Origin of the sequence: Enterococcus sp. AZ089 (genome assembly GCF_050547225.1) — a bacterium.
GTDB classification, from domain to species: Bacteria; Bacillota; Bacilli; order Lactobacillales; family Enterococcaceae; genus Enterococcus_D; species Enterococcus_D entomosocium.
Genome location: NZ_CP172954.1, coordinates 3,481,814 through 3,501,669 on the forward strand (window position 1 = coordinate 3,481,814; position 19,856 = coordinate 3,501,669).

The 19,856-nt window shown below is 37.4% G+C and carries 18 protein-coding genes; 9 read left to right on the top strand and 9 right to left on the bottom strand.

From position 1 onward, the window contains the following. Positions 1-1,111: 1,111 nt before the first annotated feature. Positions 1,112-2,374 (bottom strand): radical SAM/SPASM domain-containing protein, encoded by a 1,263-nt coding sequence (locus tag IGJ01_RS16230; protein WP_005233213.1) that lies wholly within the window; start codon positions 2,372-2,374, stop codon positions 1,112-1,114. 10 nt (positions 2,375-2,384) lie between these two features. After that, complete coding sequence (locus tag IGJ01_RS16235; protein WP_430601251.1) at positions 2,385-3,653, bottom strand: radical SAM protein; 1,269 nt, start codon at positions 3,651-3,653, stop codon at positions 2,385-2,387. A 95-nt stretch (positions 3,654-3,748) separates the two neighbouring features. Here IGJ01_RS16235 and IGJ01_RS16240 point away from each other — a divergent pair, with 95 nt between their 5' ends. Next, positions 3,749-5,356 (top strand): ATP-binding cassette domain-containing protein, encoded by a 1,608-nt coding sequence (locus IGJ01_RS16240; protein ID WP_005233211.1) that lies wholly within the window; start codon positions 3,749-3,751, stop codon positions 5,354-5,356. A gap of 62 nt (positions 5,357-5,418) precedes the next feature. Next, the gene (locus IGJ01_RS16245; protein ID WP_008380281.1) at positions 5,419-5,577 is read left to right on the top strand and encodes a hypothetical protein; all 159 of its coding nucleotides are present in this window, start codon (positions 5,419-5,421) and stop codon (positions 5,575-5,577) included. A gap of 130 nt (positions 5,578-5,707) precedes the next feature. Here the strand turns inward: IGJ01_RS16245 and IGJ01_RS16250 are convergent, their stop codons facing one another. Beyond that, positions 5,708-6,160: a GNAT family N-acetyltransferase gene (locus tag IGJ01_RS16250; protein WP_005230546.1), complete on the bottom strand. Its 453-nt coding sequence runs from the start codon at positions 6,158-6,160 to the stop codon at positions 5,708-5,710. Positions 6,161-6,549: 389 nt separating this feature from the next. On the opposite strand from IGJ01_RS16250, the gene IGJ01_RS16255 reads away from it, so the two are divergent. Further along, positions 6,550-6,969 carry a MerR family transcriptional regulator gene (locus IGJ01_RS16255; protein WP_005233209.1) on the top strand — a complete coding sequence of 140 codons (420 nt, stop codon included), beginning with the start codon at positions 6,550-6,552 and terminating at the stop codon, positions 6,967-6,969. Positions 6,970-7,044: 75 nt separating this feature from the next. After that, a complete protein-coding gene (locus IGJ01_RS16260) occupies positions 7,045-7,911 on the top strand; it encodes an aldo/keto reductase (RefSeq protein WP_008380285.1) in 867 nt (288 codons plus the stop codon). A gap of 376 nt (positions 7,912-8,287) precedes the next feature. Here IGJ01_RS16260 and IGJ01_RS16265 read toward each other — a convergent pair whose 3' ends face one another. The 3 genes from IGJ01_RS16265 to alsS all read right to left on the bottom strand — a co-directional run bounded on the left by IGJ01_RS16265 (position 8,288) and on the right by alsS (position 11,450). Next, positions 8,288-8,902, bottom strand: coding sequence for a CPBP family intramembrane glutamic endopeptidase (locus IGJ01_RS16265; RefSeq protein WP_008380288.1), 615 nt, complete (start codon positions 8,900-8,902; stop codon positions 8,288-8,290). Between the two features lie 54 nt (positions 8,903-8,956). Further along, entirely contained in the window at positions 8,957-9,205 is a 249-nt protein-coding gene (locus IGJ01_RS16270; protein WP_008380289.1) for a hypothetical protein, read from the bottom strand. 568 nt (positions 9,206-9,773) lie between these two features. Next, entirely contained in the window at positions 9,774-11,450 is a 1,677-nt protein-coding gene (gene alsS / locus IGJ01_RS16275) for an acetolactate synthase AlsS (RefSeq protein ID WP_008380291.1), read from the bottom strand. A gap of 240 nt (positions 11,451-11,690) precedes the next feature. On the opposite strand from alsS, the gene IGJ01_RS16280 reads away from it, so the two are divergent. The 5 genes from IGJ01_RS16280 (at position 11,691) to IGJ01_RS16300 (ending at position 15,607) form a co-directional block, all read left to right on the top strand. Next, positions 11,691-12,059, top strand: coding sequence for a winged helix-turn-helix transcriptional regulator (locus IGJ01_RS16280; RefSeq protein ID WP_008380292.1), 369 nt, complete (start codon positions 11,691-11,693; stop codon positions 12,057-12,059). Next, complete coding sequence (locus tag IGJ01_RS16285) at positions 12,041-12,742, top strand: endonuclease III domain-containing protein (protein ID WP_005233189.1); 702 nt, start codon at positions 12,041-12,043, stop codon at positions 12,740-12,742. Before IGJ01_RS16280 ends, IGJ01_RS16285 begins: the two co-directional genes overlap by 19 nt. 91 nt (positions 12,743-12,833) lie before the next feature. Further along, a complete protein-coding gene (locus IGJ01_RS16290) occupies positions 12,834-13,364 on the top strand; it encodes a YbhB/YbcL family Raf kinase inhibitor-like protein (protein WP_005233187.1) in 531 nt (176 codons plus the stop codon). Positions 13,365-13,390: 26 nt separating this feature from the next. After that, positions 13,391-14,479, top strand: coding sequence for an L-dopachrome tautomerase-related protein (locus IGJ01_RS16295; protein ID WP_005233176.1), 1,089 nt, complete (start codon positions 13,391-13,393; stop codon positions 14,477-14,479). Between the two features lie 75 nt (positions 14,480-14,554). Continuing rightward, positions 14,555-15,607 carry a zinc-binding alcohol dehydrogenase family protein gene (locus IGJ01_RS16300; RefSeq protein ID WP_008380297.1) on the top strand — a complete coding sequence of 351 codons (1,053 nt, stop codon included), beginning with the start codon at positions 14,555-14,557 and terminating at the stop codon, positions 15,605-15,607. Positions 15,608-16,087: 480 nt separating this feature from the next. On the opposite strand, the gene IGJ01_RS16305 is transcribed toward IGJ01_RS16300, so the two are convergent. The 3 genes from IGJ01_RS16305 to IGJ01_RS16315 form a co-directional block, all read right to left on the bottom strand. Beyond that, a complete protein-coding gene (locus tag IGJ01_RS16305; protein WP_005233172.1) occupies positions 16,088-16,294 on the bottom strand; it encodes a hypothetical protein in 207 nt (68 codons plus the stop codon). 111 nt (positions 16,295-16,405) lie between these two features. Further along, positions 16,406-16,897, bottom strand: a complete 492-nt coding sequence (locus tag IGJ01_RS16310) for a helix-turn-helix domain-containing protein (RefSeq protein ID WP_005233169.1) — start codon at positions 16,895-16,897, stop codon at positions 16,406-16,408. 311 nt (positions 16,898-17,208) lie between these two features. Continuing rightward, positions 17,209-19,770 carry a cation-translocating P-type ATPase gene (locus tag IGJ01_RS16315; RefSeq protein WP_005233166.1) on the bottom strand — a complete coding sequence of 854 codons (2,562 nt, stop codon included), beginning with the start codon at positions 19,768-19,770 and terminating at the stop codon, positions 17,209-17,211. Positions 19,771-19,856 lie beyond the last annotated feature (86 nt).

The window sequence follows — 19,856 nt, forward strand, 5'->3', positions numbered from 1 at the left end:
TATTATTTTTATTCCATCTCAGGTATACCATTTAACCCAAAAAAGCGAATACCTAATTTTTTATTTTAAAAACAAAAAAACGCGAAAAATAATTCGCGTTTCGGTGCTATCATGAAGTGCAGATAAGAACAATGACCATTGAAAAGAAAGGACTGAGTTTTTTTGAGAGCGCTTGTGGTCGTCCTAACTGCCGTTTTGTTAAGTATCAGCCCTCTTTCAGCTGACTTTTATCTGGAAAAGACGGACAGACATACTTCTAACGCAATGTTTTCTCGGATAGAAGTTGCCCAAAATGAGTGGGCGACTACTGGATCAAAAAGATTTGTTGGAACGCTGATGCTTCCTGATGCAAAAGGCAGCCTGTTGACAGCTGACGGGCATTTTATGAGAAGACCTTCCAAGCTTGCGACGAATAGACGCGTAGCAATAGCAGCTTGTAGGGTTCAAAAAACACCCAAAATCGCACGGGGCAGTCATCTGTCTCAGCGCTGTAGCTCTTTAGCCCCTACGACTTTGCGGTTAGAAAAAGCGTGTCAGGCACGGCAATCAAACGTCCTTAGCTCTCATCCGAGTATCTGGTGTCGTACATGACGCCTTCATCCACAGGGTTTCCGCAGTGATGGCACATAGGTAAGTCAAAAACAAATGATCCTCAAAACGTTTATCCTCCGGCGTATCCTAGACAAATCTACTTCCCCATCCTGAACAAAAAAATAGCCACTACCTACTTTCCACTTACTTGTGCCATCCTCTGCTTGATAAAATGATCAAAATTTTTTGATTGAAAAGAAAAAATTGCCTATTCTGTTTTGATCATTTTTTTAGTGATCGATCATTACTTAGCTAGCTAAGCCCCCCAAACCTCAAGCAGCCCCCGAAAACAGTTTCGGAGGCTGCTTGGGGTGAGCTTTGCTCACTATTTAGTTTTCTTATAAAAATTTTAATATGAGAAATCATTTATTACAATATGAATGAGAAAATTGAGTTACGCTTTCTATTTTCATAAGTAAGTATAGATTCTATTCACAATGTAACATAGTAACCTTATTTAACTAAGCTATTTTTTTAAGAAGACCTTATCAATCTTCTGAAGCAAAAATATTCCACCAGATTATATTAGTCTTGCCGAAGCCATTTTTATATGCTCTTCAATATTGTACTTATAGCTAACGCACTTCGACTCACCTGTATTCATTCGAATTAACGGACAGCCTCCTAAACACAAAGGTTGAACTTTACAACTTGAACATTTCGCTTTCGAAAAAAATTTGTACTCTGTAAATGTTTTATGCACACTGTTCAATTGTATTCCTGTATAGATATCTCCAACTCGTCCAATCGTTTTACCAATATGAACCCAGCATTTATATAAAAATCCATTAGGGTCGATTACATAGTCATCTCGATTGATAGCTTCGCAGAACCCAATCGTTGTCCGTGGTATGGCAACAATATTTATCCCTCTTTCCAAAAGACTTTTATAAACCATTATTTCTTCTTTCGAAAACTCTTGGGATGTATAACATGTGGGTGTTTTGTAGGTATCAAAATCCTCTACCGGCGCAAGATAAAAGCCAACTTTCTTAAGTAAATTAAAATTATCCAGCGAGTTCATCAAACGAATAACATCTTCATGATTATTCTCCCTATCTATATTTACTCTTACAGTTACTGGAATATATTTTAGAGTTTTAACTATATTCTGTAATATTCTTGCAAATGTCCCTTTCCCATTTGTTAAACATCTTCTAGAATCATGATTTATCTGATCCCCATCCAGAGTAATTTGAGCATAATTAACGTGATAACTTTTTAAAAGTTGTGCAACTTTTTCTGTTAGCAAATAACCATTGGATACAATTTCTGCGTTGAAATTTTTATATTTTTTTTCGTTTTTCATTATTATTTCACTTATAACTTTAATAGAGTTCAATCCCATCAAAGGCTCTCCTCCATACCAAATTACTTTCAATGACTGATGGGGTAATACATTTTTAAGAATAAACTCAGCTGTTTTCTTAGCAGTTTCAGTAGTCATAGTATGTTGTCTAAACCCTTGCTCGTAACAATAAAAACAGGAAAAATTACAGTTCATCGTAGGGGCAATTGTGAAAGTTACTTGACTAGGATTATATCGTTTTTCATTTGCCACAGACACTAATCTTGCTTCTTCATCAATCTCATCGGAAACAATGATATTTTGATTTTCTAAATAAGAGAATAATTCTGTTTTCTCAAAGTTATCGTTATTAATAAAAGTCTGTAGATCATGGAACTCGCTTTGAGTTAGTAAAACGATAGCAGAGTATACCGAATTGTACAAAAGTATTTCATTATCCACTTCTTCAACAATCGTATATTGCGATAATTTCATAAAATCACTCCTAATTAAATTGGGTAAAAAATTTTCTGTTACCTAGATTTGTATGCTTTACAAAAGAACGTATGAATGTTTCTCTATCAATTGAATAGTTGGGGTTACATGAAGTATCACACTGTACCTTTCCTCGACACACTGCAATTAATTCACATGAATTACACTGATTGTTGCTTTTCGGAAGAACACTCTTTTGGTCATAAAGGCTATATTGAACATCTTCTGCAAAAGAAGATGATTCTGTAAAACTTTTTATTATTCTACGTTCATAAAAATTTGTTGCATTACATAACCCTATAGATCCATCAGAGAAAAACTTTACAGACCAAGGATTATACGCATCGCACTCAAAGCGATACGAAGAAAATGGAGAGACATTCACCAGGAAACCGTTTTCAATTAGGTGATCAATTGCAGTTGAAGATACCCACTTTAGATATTTTTCATAGGATAATGCATTGAAATAATTTTCATTAAACTCATAGTTATTAATGTAATAGCAATTGATATGGGCTTTGATATCACTTTGGCGGATCGTAACGAGAAAAGACTGAAACTCTTCTGTATTTTTATCAGATGTATTATAACCAATATGGATTTTAACACGTCCGCTCTTAGATGCTACCGCTAGATTTTCAAAAATCTTATCATACGTTCCGCTTCCACTCTTAAGAGATCTATTTCTATCATGATCTTTTCTAGATGTTAGTGTAGTATCGACAATTAAAGAATCAAAATGATTTATAAAATCTGGAGTGAGTAGATAGGCGTTTGTTCCTAAACCATAAGAAATTGAGAGTGATTTCTCTGACGCAATTTGATCAATCTTACTTTTAATTGCGAGAATTCTTTTTTTATAAAGAAGTGGCTCGCCCCCGAAAAAATAGATATATAGTCTCCGAACGCCTAGCTGAGCAATGTCTAAAATGTATTGCATTATATTATTTATCGTCTGATCAGTAATAACATTTTTAGAAAGGAAATCATTCTGGTAACAATAAGTACACGAAAAGTTGCAATCTTCTGTGATATTTATAGTGATAGTAACTAAGTCTCTCTTTAAATTGATTGTTTTCTGTTTATAACTTTCCAAATTACCGTGTATAAATCCATTTTCAAATAAATATTTTCGTTCACCTTCACTTATTTCGCTCGAAATCTCCGTTTTACTTTTCATTTTTTTTGAATCAATAGTAACTATTTCTTGCGTTAATGTATTGCAAAGAATAGTCTCGTTACCGTTCTCAATGATATCGACATACCGTGAAAAACGCATCACCTAACCCCCTTTTTCAATAATTATACATTTCACAAAATAATATTTCAATTTTTTTTTAATTTGTGATATAGTTTTTACATAGGAGGGAGAGAATGAAAAAAATATTAAAAAGAAACCAACCACTTTTCTTTTTGCATGTGATTTTATGCGCAATGGCAGCGCTCATTCAAGTTGGGGTTGCTTTGGTGTATAGACAAATCACCGAGGTTGCTATGTCAGGAGATGTAAAAAGACTTTTATTTATTGGTATATTCGCCTTCTTTTACATCTTATTGAACACGATGAGCGATTTTATTCCAAGAAGAAGTAAATCCGTCTTAGTTCAATCAATAATGAATCAACTGAGAGAGAGTCTCTCGCAGAAAATCGTTCGAATGAATCCGGTACTATTTCTTAAAAATGAGAAAAACGAGTATCTCTCAAAGTTGGCAAATGAAATGAAAGTCGTTGAATTAGAATTTTTAAAGCCCGGATTTGGACTGATTTTAAGCATTTTTACCTTTCTATTCTCTCTTTTATTCACACTAAAATTAAACACTTCTTTTTCATTGATTATGCTGCTCTTAGCTTTTAGTCCTTTGCTAGCCCCTTATTTCGCTAAGCGAATCCTTAGTGATCGTCGCAAGTCCGTTGTTCTGGAGCAAGATCGTACACTTAGTTTATTTGACCAACTTCTCTCAGGATACCTGACCTTACGTGTCGGCAAAGGTTTTCCAACATATACGAAAATTTTTACTAACAGTAGTGAACGATTAAAAAAGGAAAGTATCACTTTTGAAACCTTACAAGGACTGACTTATGCAATTTCTTTTGGACTTGGGGATCTTGCCTATTCAGGGACATGGATCGTTGGTGGTTTCTTTGTTGCTGCCAAAATAATCACCATTCCCGATCTTATTGCGATGACTACACTAATGAGTACGATTGCCGGTCCGTTAGAGTATTTCAGTACTTCAGTTACAGATATTTTAGCGAGCAAGAAGGTCGCGGACGATCTTATAGCTTTCATTGATGGTACCGATGATGATGAGCCCAATCGCTCACTTGAACTTGCAGAACCAATAAATACTTTATCGATTGAAAATCTGCATTTCCATCATGGAAATCGTTTGATTTTTAATGGTTTTACTCAAACATTTGAGCGTGGAAAAAAATATGCTATCACTGGCGCAAGCGGTAGCGGGAAGTCGACACTATTGAATATTTTAGCGGGAATTTACCCTATCGACGATCATCAAGTATTGGTTGACCAGCAAGAGATGAATCAGCTATCTAGAGACTCCCTTTATGAGAAAGTTGCACTTGTCCAACAAAAAACTGCTATCTTCCAGACGAGTATTGCTTACAACGTTTCTATTTTTAGTGAATACGAACTTGAAAAAATCGTTGATGTTTTAAAACGAAGTGGATTAGATGATCGCTTTGATAACAATGATTTAACCGATACGCAAGATAATACATGGATAAACTTTCTTTCTGGCGGCGAGCTTAGACGGCTTGAGATTGCTCGGGCAATCTTTAAAGATTCCGATGTTATTCTTTTTGACGAACCAACATCTGGTCTAGACAGTATAAACGAGATGATTATCAGTGACTTAATCTGCTCACTTACAGATAAAATAATCATTGTCGTTACTCACTCAACAAATCAGGAATTTCTAGGTTCATTTGATGAGCTAATTCAGTTAAATAAATCATGAATTTAGATGATATAGGCCTACCTTATGTCATCTGGAAATATAAAAGAAAGGAGAGGTATACAATGAAAGTAATCTCTGAAGCTTCAAAAGAACAAATCATCACCATGTGTGGAAGTAATCAGCATTCCCATCATCCACCAATCATCTTACCTGAAGAGACTGATACACCATTTTCAAATCAGAAAAAAGAAGAGATAAAAAAAGAAGAGAAAGCTAGTTAAGAGAAAATCATTTGATCCTTACTTTACTTATTAATAAGGATAATAGCAATCAAAGAAGGGGTCGTGACTAGCTATATATGTCTCGACTCCTTCTTACATATTTCCCGCAAACGCAAATAATTTTTAACAGCTACTTGTTATCAACTTTCTTCATATAAAGAATTGGATAAGGGTTTCCTTGTTCGTCTAACTCGCTTCTTTTGTATACCTCAAATCCCATATGCTCATAAAATCCTTTCGCCTGAGGATTCTGTTCATTTACTCCCAGTTCATTTACAGAATAGTTTTCCATCCCGTATGCCAAGAGTTTTCTTCCTAGTCCCTTGCCTCTTTGTTCATTTGCTATAAAAAGCATTTCAAGATTTCGATCCGAGATCCCCATGAAGCCAGCTGGCTCTCCATTTTCACTTTCTACGATAATCAAATGTGGCACATGATGCAATGCCTCTGGAATGTATTGCTTAATGGCTTGGATTTCGGTCTCTGACAAAAAGGTGTGCGTCGCCTTAACAGAACTCTCCCATACTTCAATTAATTGTTGCTCTAACTTTTGATTCATACTACTTACTTCTTTTATATTCATGGATAGTCACACTCTCATCAGCTTATTTTCGTTTTTCATAACAAGAATCGCTGTTTCATTGATCCAAGTTAAGAATTTTCAACATCATCATAACATGAGATGGATTTATTTAAAATCTATGGATAAAAACTGCCTCGCTCAAATAGATAACGAAACAATCAATTCTAAGAGAGTATGACTTGCTTTGAAACACACTAAGAAAGGAGCTTTCAATACTGATGATTTCTCAAATCATTCTGTTGAAATAAAAATGCTTGTAGCTTTTTCTTCCCGAATAGTCGCCATAACGAACAAAATATATTCTTTTCAATAAACGATTTTAAACCACTTGCCCTAGAGTCCACTTCAGGGTTTATGATTACTTATAGAAAAGATAAGGAGAACCAACGATGAATATAAAAAAAGCAGCGGAAATGTTTGATTTGAGCGTAGACACATTGCGCTATTATGAACGAGTCGGTGTGATTCCACCTGTCCAACGCAATGAGAGTGGCTATCGGGTGTACACAACAAATGATCTAAACTGGATCTATTTAGCAAAACATTTACGAAATGCAGGATTGTCGATCGAATCGCTAATTGAATTTGCTCAATTGGCACAAGTACGTGAAAGTCAAAACGTCGAAACAGCTCAGAAACAGATTTTAGCCGATCAACTCGAAGAATTAGAGAAAAAGTTAGCAGCAATGCAGGAAGTAAGAGACCTACTTATTTATAAGATAGAAACGTATGATGAGCATATCGCAAAATTTAAAGCAGGAAATATGACCCCTGATAAAGTGGAAAAATTATGGGAACGAAAAAAGTAACATCTTTCACTTGCTATGGACTTAACTCCAAGGTTTAGGATAGAACATGCAATGAAAATTAGAGGAGGAAACATTATGCAAACAATCACACTCAATAATGGTGTCACCATGCCGCAACTAGGATTTGGCGTTTATCAAATACCTTTGGAAGAAACAGCAGAAGCTGTTTACCAAGCAATCAAAGCTGGGTATCGACTGATCGACACTGCTTCTATTTATGGAAATGAAACAGAAACAGGCGAGGGAATCAAGCGCGCCATCACTGAAGGTCTAGTCACTCGAGAAGAACTTTTTGTTACCTCTAAATTATTTATTCTCCAAGCTTCCGAAGATAAAGCGAAAGAAACGATTGAACATTCGCTTGAAACAATGGGATTAACTTATCTTGATCTCTACCTTATTCACCAACCATATGGAGATATTTATGGTGCTTGGCGCTCAATGGTTGCTGCTCAAAAAACAGGAAAATTACGTGCAATTGGCGTTTCAAATTTCAAATCAGCTAAGATGATCGAGTTTGTCGGCTTGAATGAGGCGAAACCTCAAATCAATCAAATCGAAGTGAACCCTTGGAATCAACGAGCGGAAGATCAGGAATGGCATGAAAAATATGACGTCCAAGTTGAAGCTTGGGCTCCCTTTGCAGAAGGACGCCATGACCTATTTACCAATCCGACATTAGCAGAAATTGGCAAGCAATATGGCAAAACGGTTGGTCAAGTTGTTCTTCGCTGGTTGATGCAAAGAGGGATTGTCGCTTTAGCAAAAACAGTTCGTCCAGAACGGATGGCTGAAAACATTGCTATTTTTGACTTTGAGCTTTCCCAAGAAGACATTGAAAAAATAGCCGCTTTAGATAAAAAAGAGTCCGCATTCTTTGACCACGATGCCCCCCAACAAGTGGAATGGTTTATGGAGCGGATGTTAGATACTGAAAGTTAATAGGTTTTTATTGAAGAAAACCAATACAAGTCCGCTCACATTGCAAAAGGAAGCGGACTTGTATTAGTTCTTACTGAATTGTATGTCGTCACTTTTCTTTGTCAGTATGACAATGTTCTTGGAAATAGGGCCAGTGAGTCATCTTTGAACAAGGAGTTGCTTTTCATATTTAGCAGTGGAACCTAAATGATGATCTAAAAAATGACGAAGGACAGACATTCGTAGATAAGAACTGTACAAAACAACATGCCTAAGACGCTTCTCTGACCTCTCAAATGTACTTTCACCAAATATGTTTTAGAGATTCTATACGTACATAATAGATAAATTGCCCCCAATTCTTCTACTATTAAGAGGAAACATTAAGAAGAAATCTTTAGATCAAGATAGCTGCTGCCATCACAACGAAATTATAGAAGCTATGTGCAAAAATGGATTCCCAAATATTTCCCCTACGTAAATAGGTGATCGTCAAATAAAACCCTATGACAAAGTAGGGAAAAAGAGCAAAAAGATTCCCGTTCACATTTACGATATGACTTTCAGTAAAAAGCAAGAGGCTTCCGACAGCAGTGATGATTCTCAACCATCGTTTTTCTCCAACATAAATCAGTGTATAGCGATAAAGCATTTCCTCGAAAACAGGTGCTAGCAAAAGTACATCGAATACAAATGGAAGGGTTCTTTGATCGGAGAGATAAACAAAAATCAACGCATTGAGATCACGAAATAAAAGAATATTAATTAAACCGATAGTGAGGATAATACTAGTAGGTACGATGAGACCGATTTTTATTAGCGCAATTTTATTTATCTTTTTATAACTCTCTACTAAATAGTTACGGAAAAGAAGGATACCAAGTAAAACGAACAATAGTTTTACTCCGAAATGATTATAACTCATCAAATATCTTGCATAAAAAGAAGGAATGCCACGTATTGCTAGCCCCTTCCATAGGACATAAAACAATAAAAATAACCCTCTTTTCAACTTATCCCTCCTAATGAACGAAAGCTTTATACTCCAGATAGTTTTACTCTTCTTTCAGTTCTTCCTATCTCTAAAATAACAATAAACCAAATAACCACTCGAGCATACTAACAAAGGAAGTCCGACATAGAGCATACCAGTTCCTAATGGATAATTAATAGCAAGATCAAGTTGGATATTCTTAAGCTCTTCTTGGCTTATTGTGTCAAAATCTTGAATAGGAATCAAAATCGTTTGTAAAAAAAAGCCAACGACCGTGATAAAAAGACTGAAACAAAAAACGCCGAGTGCAAATTTTTTCATAAGAGACCTCTTTTCAGCATACACTTTATTGCTTTACCATCTTATTATACATATCAATCATTAAAAAAAGAAACTTAAAATATTTTTACACATTATACTTACAACAATTAACAAGGAAACCATCCTATAGAAGTCATTCCTTAGCTGGAAAAAGGAGTCTCCTCACTAATAATTCTTCCATCAAACAACATAGGAAGTGCTTAATTTCCTTCATTCGACTTACTTGAAATCTGCCTCTATGAAGACTAGAAACACGTATCCAAATCACCGCTATCCACCGTATTTAGAGTATCGATGTGCTTTTTTAAGACAGTGCCGAATTGGCAGACCTTTTCTCCGAAAAAATCAGAGGAGATGCTAACAAAAATACCGCTAGCAGCAAACGAATCATCGTCCTTACCAACGGCATTTTATTAAAGACTTCTGTCCTGGATTCTCTAAAAATTCCACTTCATATTTTTAGTCAGGCACTGTTTTTATTGTAAAAAGAACTTTCTTTTCTTTAACGTAGTAAAGGTGCATTGCCATTCTTTTCTAACACATGTTTTGTGGCCCATAGTAGAAAGACTCAGTACTTTTTAAACGGTTCTTTATCTCGTAAATGAATATTCTCATGATTGTCTTCGATCATTTCAATCACTCTTGGTTCACTCGTAGCGTACGCTTCCTTCAGCGCAGCATCTAAAGCTTCTTTGGAACGTACACGAACTGCTTTAATACCGTAGCTTTCAGCCATTTCTTTATACCCAATATAATCGATATCGACCCCTTCTTTTTGTCCGTTATAGTCTAGTTCTTGTTGGAATTCAACCATGTTGTATTCTTTATCCACCCAGATTACTTGCACAATATTCAAATTGTAATGGGCTACTGTAGCTAATTCTTGTGAGGAAAACATAAAGCTGCCATCCCCACCTGAAGACAAAATCTTTTCCTCTGGACGTAACAGTGCTGCTGAAATCGCCCAAGGAAGACCGACGCCTAAGGTTTGTTCCCCATCAGACATTAAGAAATGTTTTGGCCGATACACATTTAGGTACGAACCCAGCCACACTTCATGACTTCCTCCATCCATAACAACGGTCGTATTTGGATGAGCCTCGATTATTTTTTGCAAAGAGTCAACAATTTCCAATGGATGTAGTGCATCCTCAGGTGTTTGGCTGGGTACTTTTTTCTTCGCTGTCAATTTTTCTTGCAAGTCATGAACCACCATTTTCCACTCATCCGTAATGGCTTGTTCCGTTATGCTATTGGTAATATTTTTTAGATTTTTTGCGATATTGCCTAAGAGGATGGTGTCAGGGAGATAAGTTTCATCTAAATGATCCACTACAGTATCAATATCAATAATGCGCTTGTTATCGGTATTCCAAACAGAAGCCCAGTATTCAACCAAATTTAATCCCAATGTAATCACTAAATCACTGTTAAAAACCAGTTCATCCCCAGGCAGGTTATTAAACAGCCCCACTCGACCCACATAGTTTTGGGAAAACTCATGCGTCAATAGACCTGTAGCTTCGAACGTCTCCACGACCGGAATTCCCGTTTTTTTAACGAACCCTTGAATGGCAGCCGCCGCATTATCATCGGCTGCCCGAGCACCAACGATAATAACTGGGCGTTTTGCCGCTTTGATTTTCTCAACTGCACTAAGAATGGCAGCTTCGTCACTAATCGTATTGTCCAATTGATTCACTAAGGTCGAAAAAGCCAAACCAGATTTAGTGGTCTCAGCTAACAGAATATTACCTGGAATATCCATAAAAACGGCCCCGGGATTGCCATTGATACTTGAGACATACGCATTCGCTACTTCATCCGCAAGGGCATCGGTATGCTGAATTTCCTTGGCATATTTAGTAATCGTTGAATCATTCATTACGCCAGAAATATTAGGATTTTGAGGATACGGTGTTACTAACTTCGCTTGTGGAACTTGTCCGGCAATAGCCAATACCGGGTCACCATCAGAAGTCGCCGTAGCTAAGGGCGTGACCAAATTCAAAGCCCCCGGTCCTGACGTAGTCATCACTACACCAGGTTTACCAGTCATGCGCCCAATTCCTTGTGCCATGAAACCAGCATTTTGTTCATGTCTTACCGTAACAACTTTAATCTCTTCACGTTTTTTCAAAGCCATTAATAACGGACCCAACTTGCCGCCTGGCAATTGAAAGACATATTCCACACCATTTTTAATCAATGTATCTACAATCAAGTCTGCACCGTTCTTATTCATAATAAATCTCTCCTAAATGTTTTTTGCAAGTTGTTTATTAGGATTACTTGAGATAACTGTAAAGGTAATAAATTTGCTTACTCGTGTACTATAGATTCAAAAGAAAGAGTTGTACATTAGGGAATTTTTTTATACGTCTATTTCTTATTGCCTTCTTACGATTAGGAGATGAATTGTTTTACAAATAGTAAGTAAATCCTTATGATACTCTCAGACATACGGAAAAGGAGACAACGGAAGATGACAAGAAAAATATACAATTGCGAACATGGCTGCGCGGTCGAATCGACTTTACAAATGATTTCAGGTCGTTGGAAAAGCGTTATCTTATATCATTTGATGTTTGATGGGTCACTTCGCTATAACGAACTACAAAAGCTGATTCCTGGCATCACTAGAAGAATGGTCTCTTTGCAGTTGAAAGATTTAGAAAAGGATGGATTGATCTATCGTAAGGTCGTTCAGGAAAAACCATTACAGGTTGTGTATGGAATGACCGATTATGGCTACTCTTTAAAAGAGATCATTGAATTATTGTATCGCTGGGGCGAAGATTTTAATCACAAAAACGCGGGATTACTTGAAGAAGAATGTTTAACTTGCAATTGATCGCGACTGCTAGTAAAAATGAGGTTTTTAACGTGAAAAAGATTGAAAATATTGAAGAATTATATGAAGCATTAAGCACATCAATGGAACATTCAACGTGGTGGGATACAGAAAATCCATGGGAAATCGTTGTCGGATCAATTTTGGTTCAAAATACCAATTGGAAAAATGTGGCCTATTCCTTAGCAAACATCAGAAGAGAGATTGGATTTTCTCCGAAAAGATTGGCAGAAATTGATCAGTTCCTTCTTCAGGATCTGATTCGGCCCAGTGGTTTCTACAAAAATAAATCCCGCGCGATAAAAGAAATCTTTTCTTGGTTTCAGCGCTACAACTATGATATCGGTATTCTACAGAAAAAAGAACAGGCTGAGTTACGAAAAGAGTTGCTAGCTATCTATGGTGTTGGCTATGAAACGGCAGATGTACTAATGGTTTTTGTGTTTAATAAGGTCGTGTTTATCGCTGATAAATACGCACAACGAATTTTTAGTCGCTTAGGCCTAAATGAGCCGCTTACTTACCTCACCCTTCAAAATATGATCGAATTACCAGATACATTTACCAATGAACAAGCTCAAAACTTTCATGGTTGGCTAGTTGATTACGGTCAAGTCCATTTGAAATCGGATAAAGACTGGCAAGCAGGCTTCTTAAGTCAGTTTACACTCGTTCACCTCTAATTGTGGTATAAAAAAATTCCCTAATTTACATTTCATTGACCGAGGATTACGCTATCCTTGTTACAAAAACACGTTTCAAGGAGGAGATAGTATGAACGATCCATTTTTAGGATTACAAGACGTGCCAGCGTTTCACGTGACCAGTAAGGACATTGTTGACGGGAAACTTATGGATAAAAAATTTATGTCTGGTGATTTTGGGATTGAGGATGGACAAGATATTTCACCAGAGCTTCACTGGACCGGTGCACCAAGCAATACGAAAAGCTATGCGGTTACCTTATACGACCCTGATGCACCAACTGGATCAGGATTTTGGCATTGGGCAGTCATGAATATCCCCGCTTCTGTAGAGGAATTATCACAAGGAGCCGGCAGTAGCGATAACGCAAAGCTGCCACCGGGAGCCGTTCAATTACCAAATGATGCCCGCATGAAAAAATATATTGGTGCTGCGCCGCCCAAAGGTCATGGTGTTCATCACTACTTCTTAACGGTTTGGGCATTGGCTATTGAGAAAGTTGAAATTCCTGAGGATTCTACCCCAGCTTTTTTCATTTTTAATACCTTTGGACATGTCCTAGCTCGTGGTGTTGTGAACTTTGAAGTCGAAGTGAAATAGGGAAAGCTCAGAGAGGAAGATACGTAATGAATGCTGCAAAAGAAAACTATTTTGGCAAACTAGAACAAGTCCATGAATTTTATGATGCGATGCCTACCGGCGTTAGCTTATCGGAAACCGGGAGAATCTTTATTAATTTTCCTGAATGGGGAGACCAAGTAACCGCGACAGTCGTTGAACGAGTAGACGGCAAATTAATTCCTTATCCTAGCCAAGAAGCGAATACATTTGATCCTCAAAAACCGGAAAACGGATTTCTAAGTGTACAAAGTATCGTTGCTGATGGTGCTGGTACTTTGTGGGTATTGGATACCGCTGCACCCAAATTCACCGTTCCTGTTAAGGGTGGGGCAAAACTGGTTGCTGTGGATTTAAGTACTAATCAAATTCGCAAAGTCTATACTTTTTCACCGGATGTCGTCCTAGACTCTACGTATTTGAATGATGTTCGAATTGATTTACGCCGCGGTTCTGAAGGGGTAGCCTATATAACCGATTCTTCTATTACCGGTCCTGGTGCGTTGATCGTACTCGATTTAGGTACTGGCGATGCATTCCGTATTTTAGATGGCACGCCCTCCACCGCGGTTGATCCAGCCTTTATTCCTAAAGTTGAAGGCGAGATTTTGTTAAATCGCTCGGCTGATGGAACAACTTCGCATTGGCAAGTGGCAGCTGACGGCCTAGCGATTTCTCCCGACGGAAAAACCTTGTTTTTTAGTCCTTTATCCAGTCGACATTTATACTCAATTGAAACCGATAAAATTTTCAACAAAGAAATTGATGATCACGCATTAGAAGCACATGTTAAAGATTGGGGCGAAAAAGGCGCCTCTGATGGCATGATTACGGCAGAAGATGGAACGATCTATGCTGGCGACTATGAAAACAACAGCATTCGTGTGATTCACACGGATGGTACTATGGAGACTTTGGCTCACGATCCGCGTATTTTATGGCCAGATACTTTATCTATTGGACCAGATCAATACTTATATTTTAACGCCAACCAGCTGCAACGGCAGGCTAGTTTTCACAAAGGAGAAGACCTGAGAGAGAAGCCTTACAGTCTGTTCCGCATTTTTATCGGAAAAAATCCTGCGAAAGCAAACTAACCGGTCTTGATCCAAAGGGAGGGCAATACGTAAAAGAACTAATGCGATTTTCTATCCAGAAAAGGAGGAATGAAGATGTCAGAACAGAAAACGATGAATGTAATAGGCTTTTTCGAAGGCCTGCCAATTGAATCTACGCATAGTTTTATTGACCAAAAAGAAGGAATCCCTGTTCCAGGCCCTCGTGATTTATTAGTAAAAATCAAAGCCGTTTCGGTCAATCCAGTCGACACCAAATTACGGCAAACGACTCGCAAGCGAAATGCCCTGCGTATCTTAGGTTTTGATGCGGTCGGAGAAGTGGTCGCTGTCGGAAAAGATGTCATGAAATTTACTGTTGGTGATCGGGTCTTTTATGCAGGAACCACCACTCGATCAGGAAGCAATCAAGAATATCAAGCAGTCGATGAACGGATCGTTGCCCTAGCCCCTAAAAATTTAACAGATGAAGAGGCTGCTGCATTCCCATTGACTGCATTAACCGCTTATGAATTGCTGTTTGAAAAATTCGGCTTGATTCCTAAAGAAAACGCCAATCAAGGGAAAAGTATTCTCGTCATCAATGGTGCGGGTGGCGTCGGATCGATACTGAATCAGTTGGCTCATTGGGCAGGTCTAGAAGTGTATGCTACCGCTAGTTCAAAAAATTTTGACTGGCTTCAAAAAACCGGGGTTGACCACCCTTTAGACTACCATCACGACCTAAGGGACAGCTTTCGAGAATTAGGCGTTCCGAATGTTGACTATATCGCTGTCTTGTTTGACATCACCCAATACTTTGATCAAATCAGCCATTTGGTAAAACCTTATGGTCATGTGGGCACGATCGTTGGCCTTCACGAGCCCCTTGATTTAAGTGTATGGAAAAACCTTTCTGTTAGCTTTGATTGGGAGTATATGTTCGCTAAAACAGACCACGACTATCAAATCGAGACACAAGGACAAGCGCTAAAAGTGATTGCTGATTTAGCAAATGAAGGGACACTAAAAACAACCTTAAGCAAAGTCTATTCGGATGGAATCAACGCGGCAAATTTGAAGCGCGCAACGAGAGATGTCGAAAGTGGCCATATGTTGGGAAAAGTCGTTGTAAGTGGTCCTTTTAATGGAAACCCTACAGGGAATTAATCGCCCGAGCCATTTAATGAACGCACCCTTCAACAGAATTCATCATATATTCTAATACACTATCACTGATTTTTCGCAACAGCCGGATTCTCAAAGAATGATTTGTAGATGAAAAAAGCATTCAGAAAACAATGGGTCTCTGGATGCTTCATTCATCAATATAATAATCTAATGGATAACATAGTTAAAACTGAAATCAAGGTAAATCCATATTCGTTTTTCATAAAATCATCATCCATTCATAACTTAAAAAATAGTCATTCTTAGTAAGTGTTTATTTTCAAGAAAATTCATTCTCTTTACTTAGTAAGATAGAAAAAGACAACAACCATTATGACAACAAGTACCCAAAAATACCATTTTTCAGAGTTTTTTTCTTCATATCTATTCTCCCTTTCTATTCATCTCAATTTTGAAAGAAACATAATAAGCAAAATATCGCCTTCTTGAAGGGCAATCGCTATCTGATTCCCTATCCGATTAATTCTCGGTTAACTCATCCCTAAATTTCAGGAATAGGTCTTTCGCTTGTCCTGTACGCATGTTTGTCAGGACTTTAATTTTCTTGACCATGCCAATATCATTTTCGTTTTTCGAAAGAATTTGTCGTGCCATTTCTTCTTTGATCTCTGCTTCTTCTTCCTTCGTTAAATTTCTGACTTCTTTCTTTTTACCAAAGAATCCCACCCTGTTCTCCCCTTCTTATAAAATTTATGCGCTTTTCACACTAGCCAGACTGAGCATTCTTTTTATCTAAAATGCGTTTTTCTGTCCATGACTTGATTCCTATACTCTAATCTACCATTTCTGTCGAAACCGAGGAAATGGTTCGTTCTCTTTTTTATTTTTAGGGAAGATATAAAAATAAAACACGGAGCCAATGATGATCGCTGGCGGCACCGAGATGCTCAATAATTTTAAAGCAGTGTTTAAAAGTACACCAAATTTTTCTTGAATAGAAAGATTCATAATCGTGCTGAAGTCTTGATTGAACGAAGTAACGATCATCGTGACAAAAAAGAGCAAGCAAAAACTAATCACCCCATACTTGATACTTACTTTTAAATCATCATTGTCTTTCTTAGTTTCTTCCAAAAGTAATGTTTCTAATGAGATATCCAATTCTTCGGCTATTTTGATCATATTTTTTTTGCTAGGGTACGTAGCACCTAACTCCCATTTTGAGATTGTCTTGTCACTTACTTCTAATAATTCTGCTAGCATACTTTGTGTTAGCTTGTTTTTTTCTCTATATTCTTTCAGCTTCATTGCTAATATTGTTTCCTTCATTTCAACAACTCCTCATCGATTTCTACCTTTCATTTTGACATAAAACCTACCATTTAACAGGAATTCTTGAAAAAGAGAGTAGAATAGAGGGGATTTTTTTAGCTACTTCTGGTGATTTTCCTGAAACATACTACCGATTCCTTCCTTTCAACAATAGTTGCTATGCATTCTGATATCTTCTAAATAATATCAAACCAGAAATCATAAGCGTCTGTAAATAATTAAAGGAGACGCAAAAACTTCCCAGTTTTTGCCCTCCCTCATTTCTCAAGAAAATTTGTTAACAGAGGATTTTCTATTTATCATTCTTATTAGAAGAAACCAAAGTATTTTTTCACTTCAATATACACTAAAGGAAAAATGGATAAGCCGATTACCCATAGCCAGTCAACTGCACGAAGAGAAACAAAGCCAAAAATAGTTTGCATGAATGGAATCGTTACTAACAAGATAATGATCAATGCACCTATGAAGGTTGTCATTACTAACAACGGATTGCTCAAAAAACGCAGCTTCAGAATAGATTCTTTACTTCTACAATTAAACATATGCACAATAGTTGATAATCCCAATACAATAAATGTCATTGTCTGCGAAACCTCTATCGATTCTAGACGTCCAATTAGAATCGCGCCTAATGTGACGCCTGTAAAAACAATTGAGATTTCTACAATTTTTACCAATAATCCTTGCGCAAAAATGCTCGTGTATTTAGCGATCGGGGCTTCCATCATTGCTTTTTTATCGACTGGTTCAATGCTAAGACTCATTCCTGGGATTCCATCTGCAACTACTTTTATGATTAACAATTGAACCGCTGTAACAGGTGCTCCCCACCCAACGAGCAAGGAAATTAAAACGATCGTCAGTGCAGAAATATTGCAACCAAGCATCGCGTATAATGATTTTCTGATATTGCTGTATACCCGTCGTCCTTCTTCAACCGCCTGAACAATCGTCGCAAAATTATCGTCTACTAAAACCATATCAGAAGCTTCCTTTGCTACTTCTGTGCCACCTCCCATTGCGATCCCTACATCAGCTGCTTTTAATGCAGGTGCATCATTGACACCATCGCCAGTCATAGCGACAATCTCATCATTTTTTTGAAATGCTTTTACGATTCGAATTTTATCTTCTGGGGAAGTACGGGCAAAGACTCGATAGTCATCAATCACATGGGCTAATTTTTCATCGCTCATTTCATGTAAATCCGCGCCGGTCATTGCTTTTTTCCCATCGGTGAGAATTCCTACATCTTCTGCGATTTTTTTTGCTGTTAGTAAGTGGTCCCCTGTGATCATTACGGTTTGAATCCCTGCTTGTTTTGCAATAGAAACAGCCGTATAGCTTTCGGGCCGAGCTGGGTCGATAATCCCAACAAATCCTGCAAACTCTAACTGACTTTCAAGAATTTCTTCAGTAAGACGTGTAGGTTTTTCATCGTATCTTTTATAAGCAACGCCCAAAACACGGTATGCTTGATTGGCCAACTCATCATGCTTGTTCAAGTAGGCAGGGTTGTTCGCATCAATGAGATCCAAGCGATCAAAAGCCCCTTTTGTGACAGAAACATATTGGTCGTTTACTTTATATAAGACAGTCATCCTTTTTCGTTTTGAATCAAAGGGAACTTCATGAATCTGTTCAAAGGTTGAAGCGACTTTACCTAGTTCCTCTTTAGTGAAGAGCGATGCCAGTTTTTTTCTGATCGCCAACTCTGTTGGATTACTGGTTACTGTTGCATTTTCTTCCATCGAACTAGCAAGATAGAAGAGAAACAAGAGATTTTTTTCCTTCTCTTCTGTTATTTCTAAGCAGGAAGTCAGTCTATCCTTCATCATAATAACTTCTTTCACGATCATCTTATTTTCGGTAATTGTTCCAGTTTTATCTGAGCAGATGATTGAAACACCCCCAACGGTTTCTACTGTTGAAGGAGTCCTAACGATGGTTTTCTTCAGTGCCATATTCCTCATCCCAACAGCTAGAGAGATTGTTACTACGACTGGCAAAACCTCTGGAATAGCAGCAACAGCCATTGATATTGCAGTCATGATACTGGTCTCTAAAGACAATCCTTTGCTGATTCCTATAGCAATCGCTAGAAAGCCAGAGAGAATAGCGATTAGGCCTAGAACTTTCCCCAGTTTTTGCATTTTTATTTGTAGAGGTGCTATGGTTGTTTCTTCCTTGCTTAATAAGCTCGATATTTTACCAATTTCCGTATTCATTCCTGTCTTTTCAACTCGAACGTTTGCTTTTCCTGTGACTACTAATGAGCCAGAAAAAACCAAGTCTTTTCTGTCCCCTAAAGAATCTTCTTTAGAAGAAATATAGGTGGGATCTTTTTCACTTGGTTCACTTTCACCAGTTAGAAACGACTCATCAACAAAGAAATTACTACTCGTTAAAAGCTTAGCATCTGCTGGAATACGGTCCCCTAATGCCAACTGAACAATATCACCAGGAACAATGTTCAAACTTTCAATCTCTTTTAACACCCCATCTCTGAATACTTTACTCACGGGAACACTCATTTTATTTAATTCACTCATTGATTTTTCCGCATGTTTTTGCTGTCGAATCGACAAATATAGATTAAGAATGACAATTGAAAAGATGACTATTGGTTCCGTAAAATCATCAGGATGGTTTTGAAATGCAACGTAACTAGATAAGAGCGTTGCAACGATTAAAATCAAGATGGTAATATCCTTCATCGACTCTTTCAAATAGTCATAAAAATGCTTCTCGTCTGTGCTTTCTATGGAATTAAACCCATATTTCTCTAGCTTCATTTCTGCTTCTTTACTGGAAAGTCCCGACTGGTTAGGGCTCTTTCCTTTTTCTTTCAATTGTTCTTTTAACATCTGCCTATACCTCCTAAAACAAAAAAGAAGTCAGACAAACTAACCATAAAAGCCTAAGGTTAGTTTTTCTGACTTCAATAAGATTT

Excerpts from the sequence above, each read along its gene's own strand:
- IGJ01_RS16260 (WP_008380285.1), top strand. The coding sequence starts at position 7,045 with ATGCAAACAATCACACTCAATAATGGTGTCACCATGCCGCAACTAGGA.
- IGJ01_RS16310 (WP_005233169.1), bottom strand. The coding sequence starts at position 16,897 with ATGAAGGAAACAATATTAGCAATGAAGCTGAAAGAATATAGAGAAAAA.
- IGJ01_RS16295 (WP_005233176.1), top strand. The coding sequence starts at position 13,391 with ATGAATGCTGCAAAAGAAAACTATTTTGGCAAACTAGAACAAGTCCAT.
- IGJ01_RS16290 (WP_005233187.1), top strand. The coding sequence starts at position 12,834 with ATGAACGATCCATTTTTAGGATTACAAGACGTGCCAGCGTTTCACGTG.
- IGJ01_RS16285 (WP_005233189.1), top strand. The coding sequence starts at position 12,041 with ATGTTTAACTTGCAATTGATCGCGACTGCTAGTAAAAATGAGGTTTTT.
- IGJ01_RS16270 (WP_008380289.1), bottom strand. The coding sequence starts at position 9,205 with ATGAAAAAATTTGCACTCGGCGTTTTTTGTTTCAGTCTTTTTATCACG.
- alsS (WP_008380291.1), bottom strand. The coding sequence starts at position 11,450 with ATGAATAAGAACGGTGCAGACTTGATTGTAGATACATTGATTAAAAAT.
- IGJ01_RS16315 (WP_005233166.1), bottom strand. The coding sequence starts at position 19,770 with ATGTTAAAAGAACAATTGAAAGAAAAAGGAAAGAGCCCTAACCAGTCG.
- IGJ01_RS16280 (WP_008380292.1), top strand. The coding sequence starts at position 11,691 with ATGACAAGAAAAATATACAATTGCGAACATGGCTGCGCGGTCGAATCG.
- IGJ01_RS16250 (WP_005230546.1), bottom strand. The coding sequence starts at position 6,160 with ATGAATATAAAAGAAGTAAGTAGTATGAATCAAAAGTTAGAGCAACAA.
- IGJ01_RS16230 (WP_005233213.1), bottom strand. The coding sequence starts at position 2,374 with ATGAAATTATCGCAATATACGATTGTTGAAGAAGTGGATAATGAAATA.
- IGJ01_RS16255 (WP_005233209.1), top strand. The coding sequence starts at position 6,550 with ATGAATATAAAAAAAGCAGCGGAAATGTTTGATTTGAGCGTAGACACA.
- IGJ01_RS16245 (WP_008380281.1), top strand. The coding sequence starts at position 5,419 with ATGAAAGTAATCTCTGAAGCTTCAAAAGAACAAATCATCACCATGTGT.
- IGJ01_RS16300 (WP_008380297.1), top strand. The coding sequence starts at position 14,555 with ATGTCAGAACAGAAAACGATGAATGTAATAGGCTTTTTCGAAGGCCTG.
- IGJ01_RS16235 (WP_430601251.1), bottom strand. The coding sequence starts at position 3,653 with ATGCGTTTTTCACGGTATGTCGATATCATTGAGAACGGTAACGAGACT.
- IGJ01_RS16240 (WP_005233211.1), top strand. The coding sequence starts at position 3,749 with ATGAAAAAAATATTAAAAAGAAACCAACCACTTTTCTTTTTGCATGTG.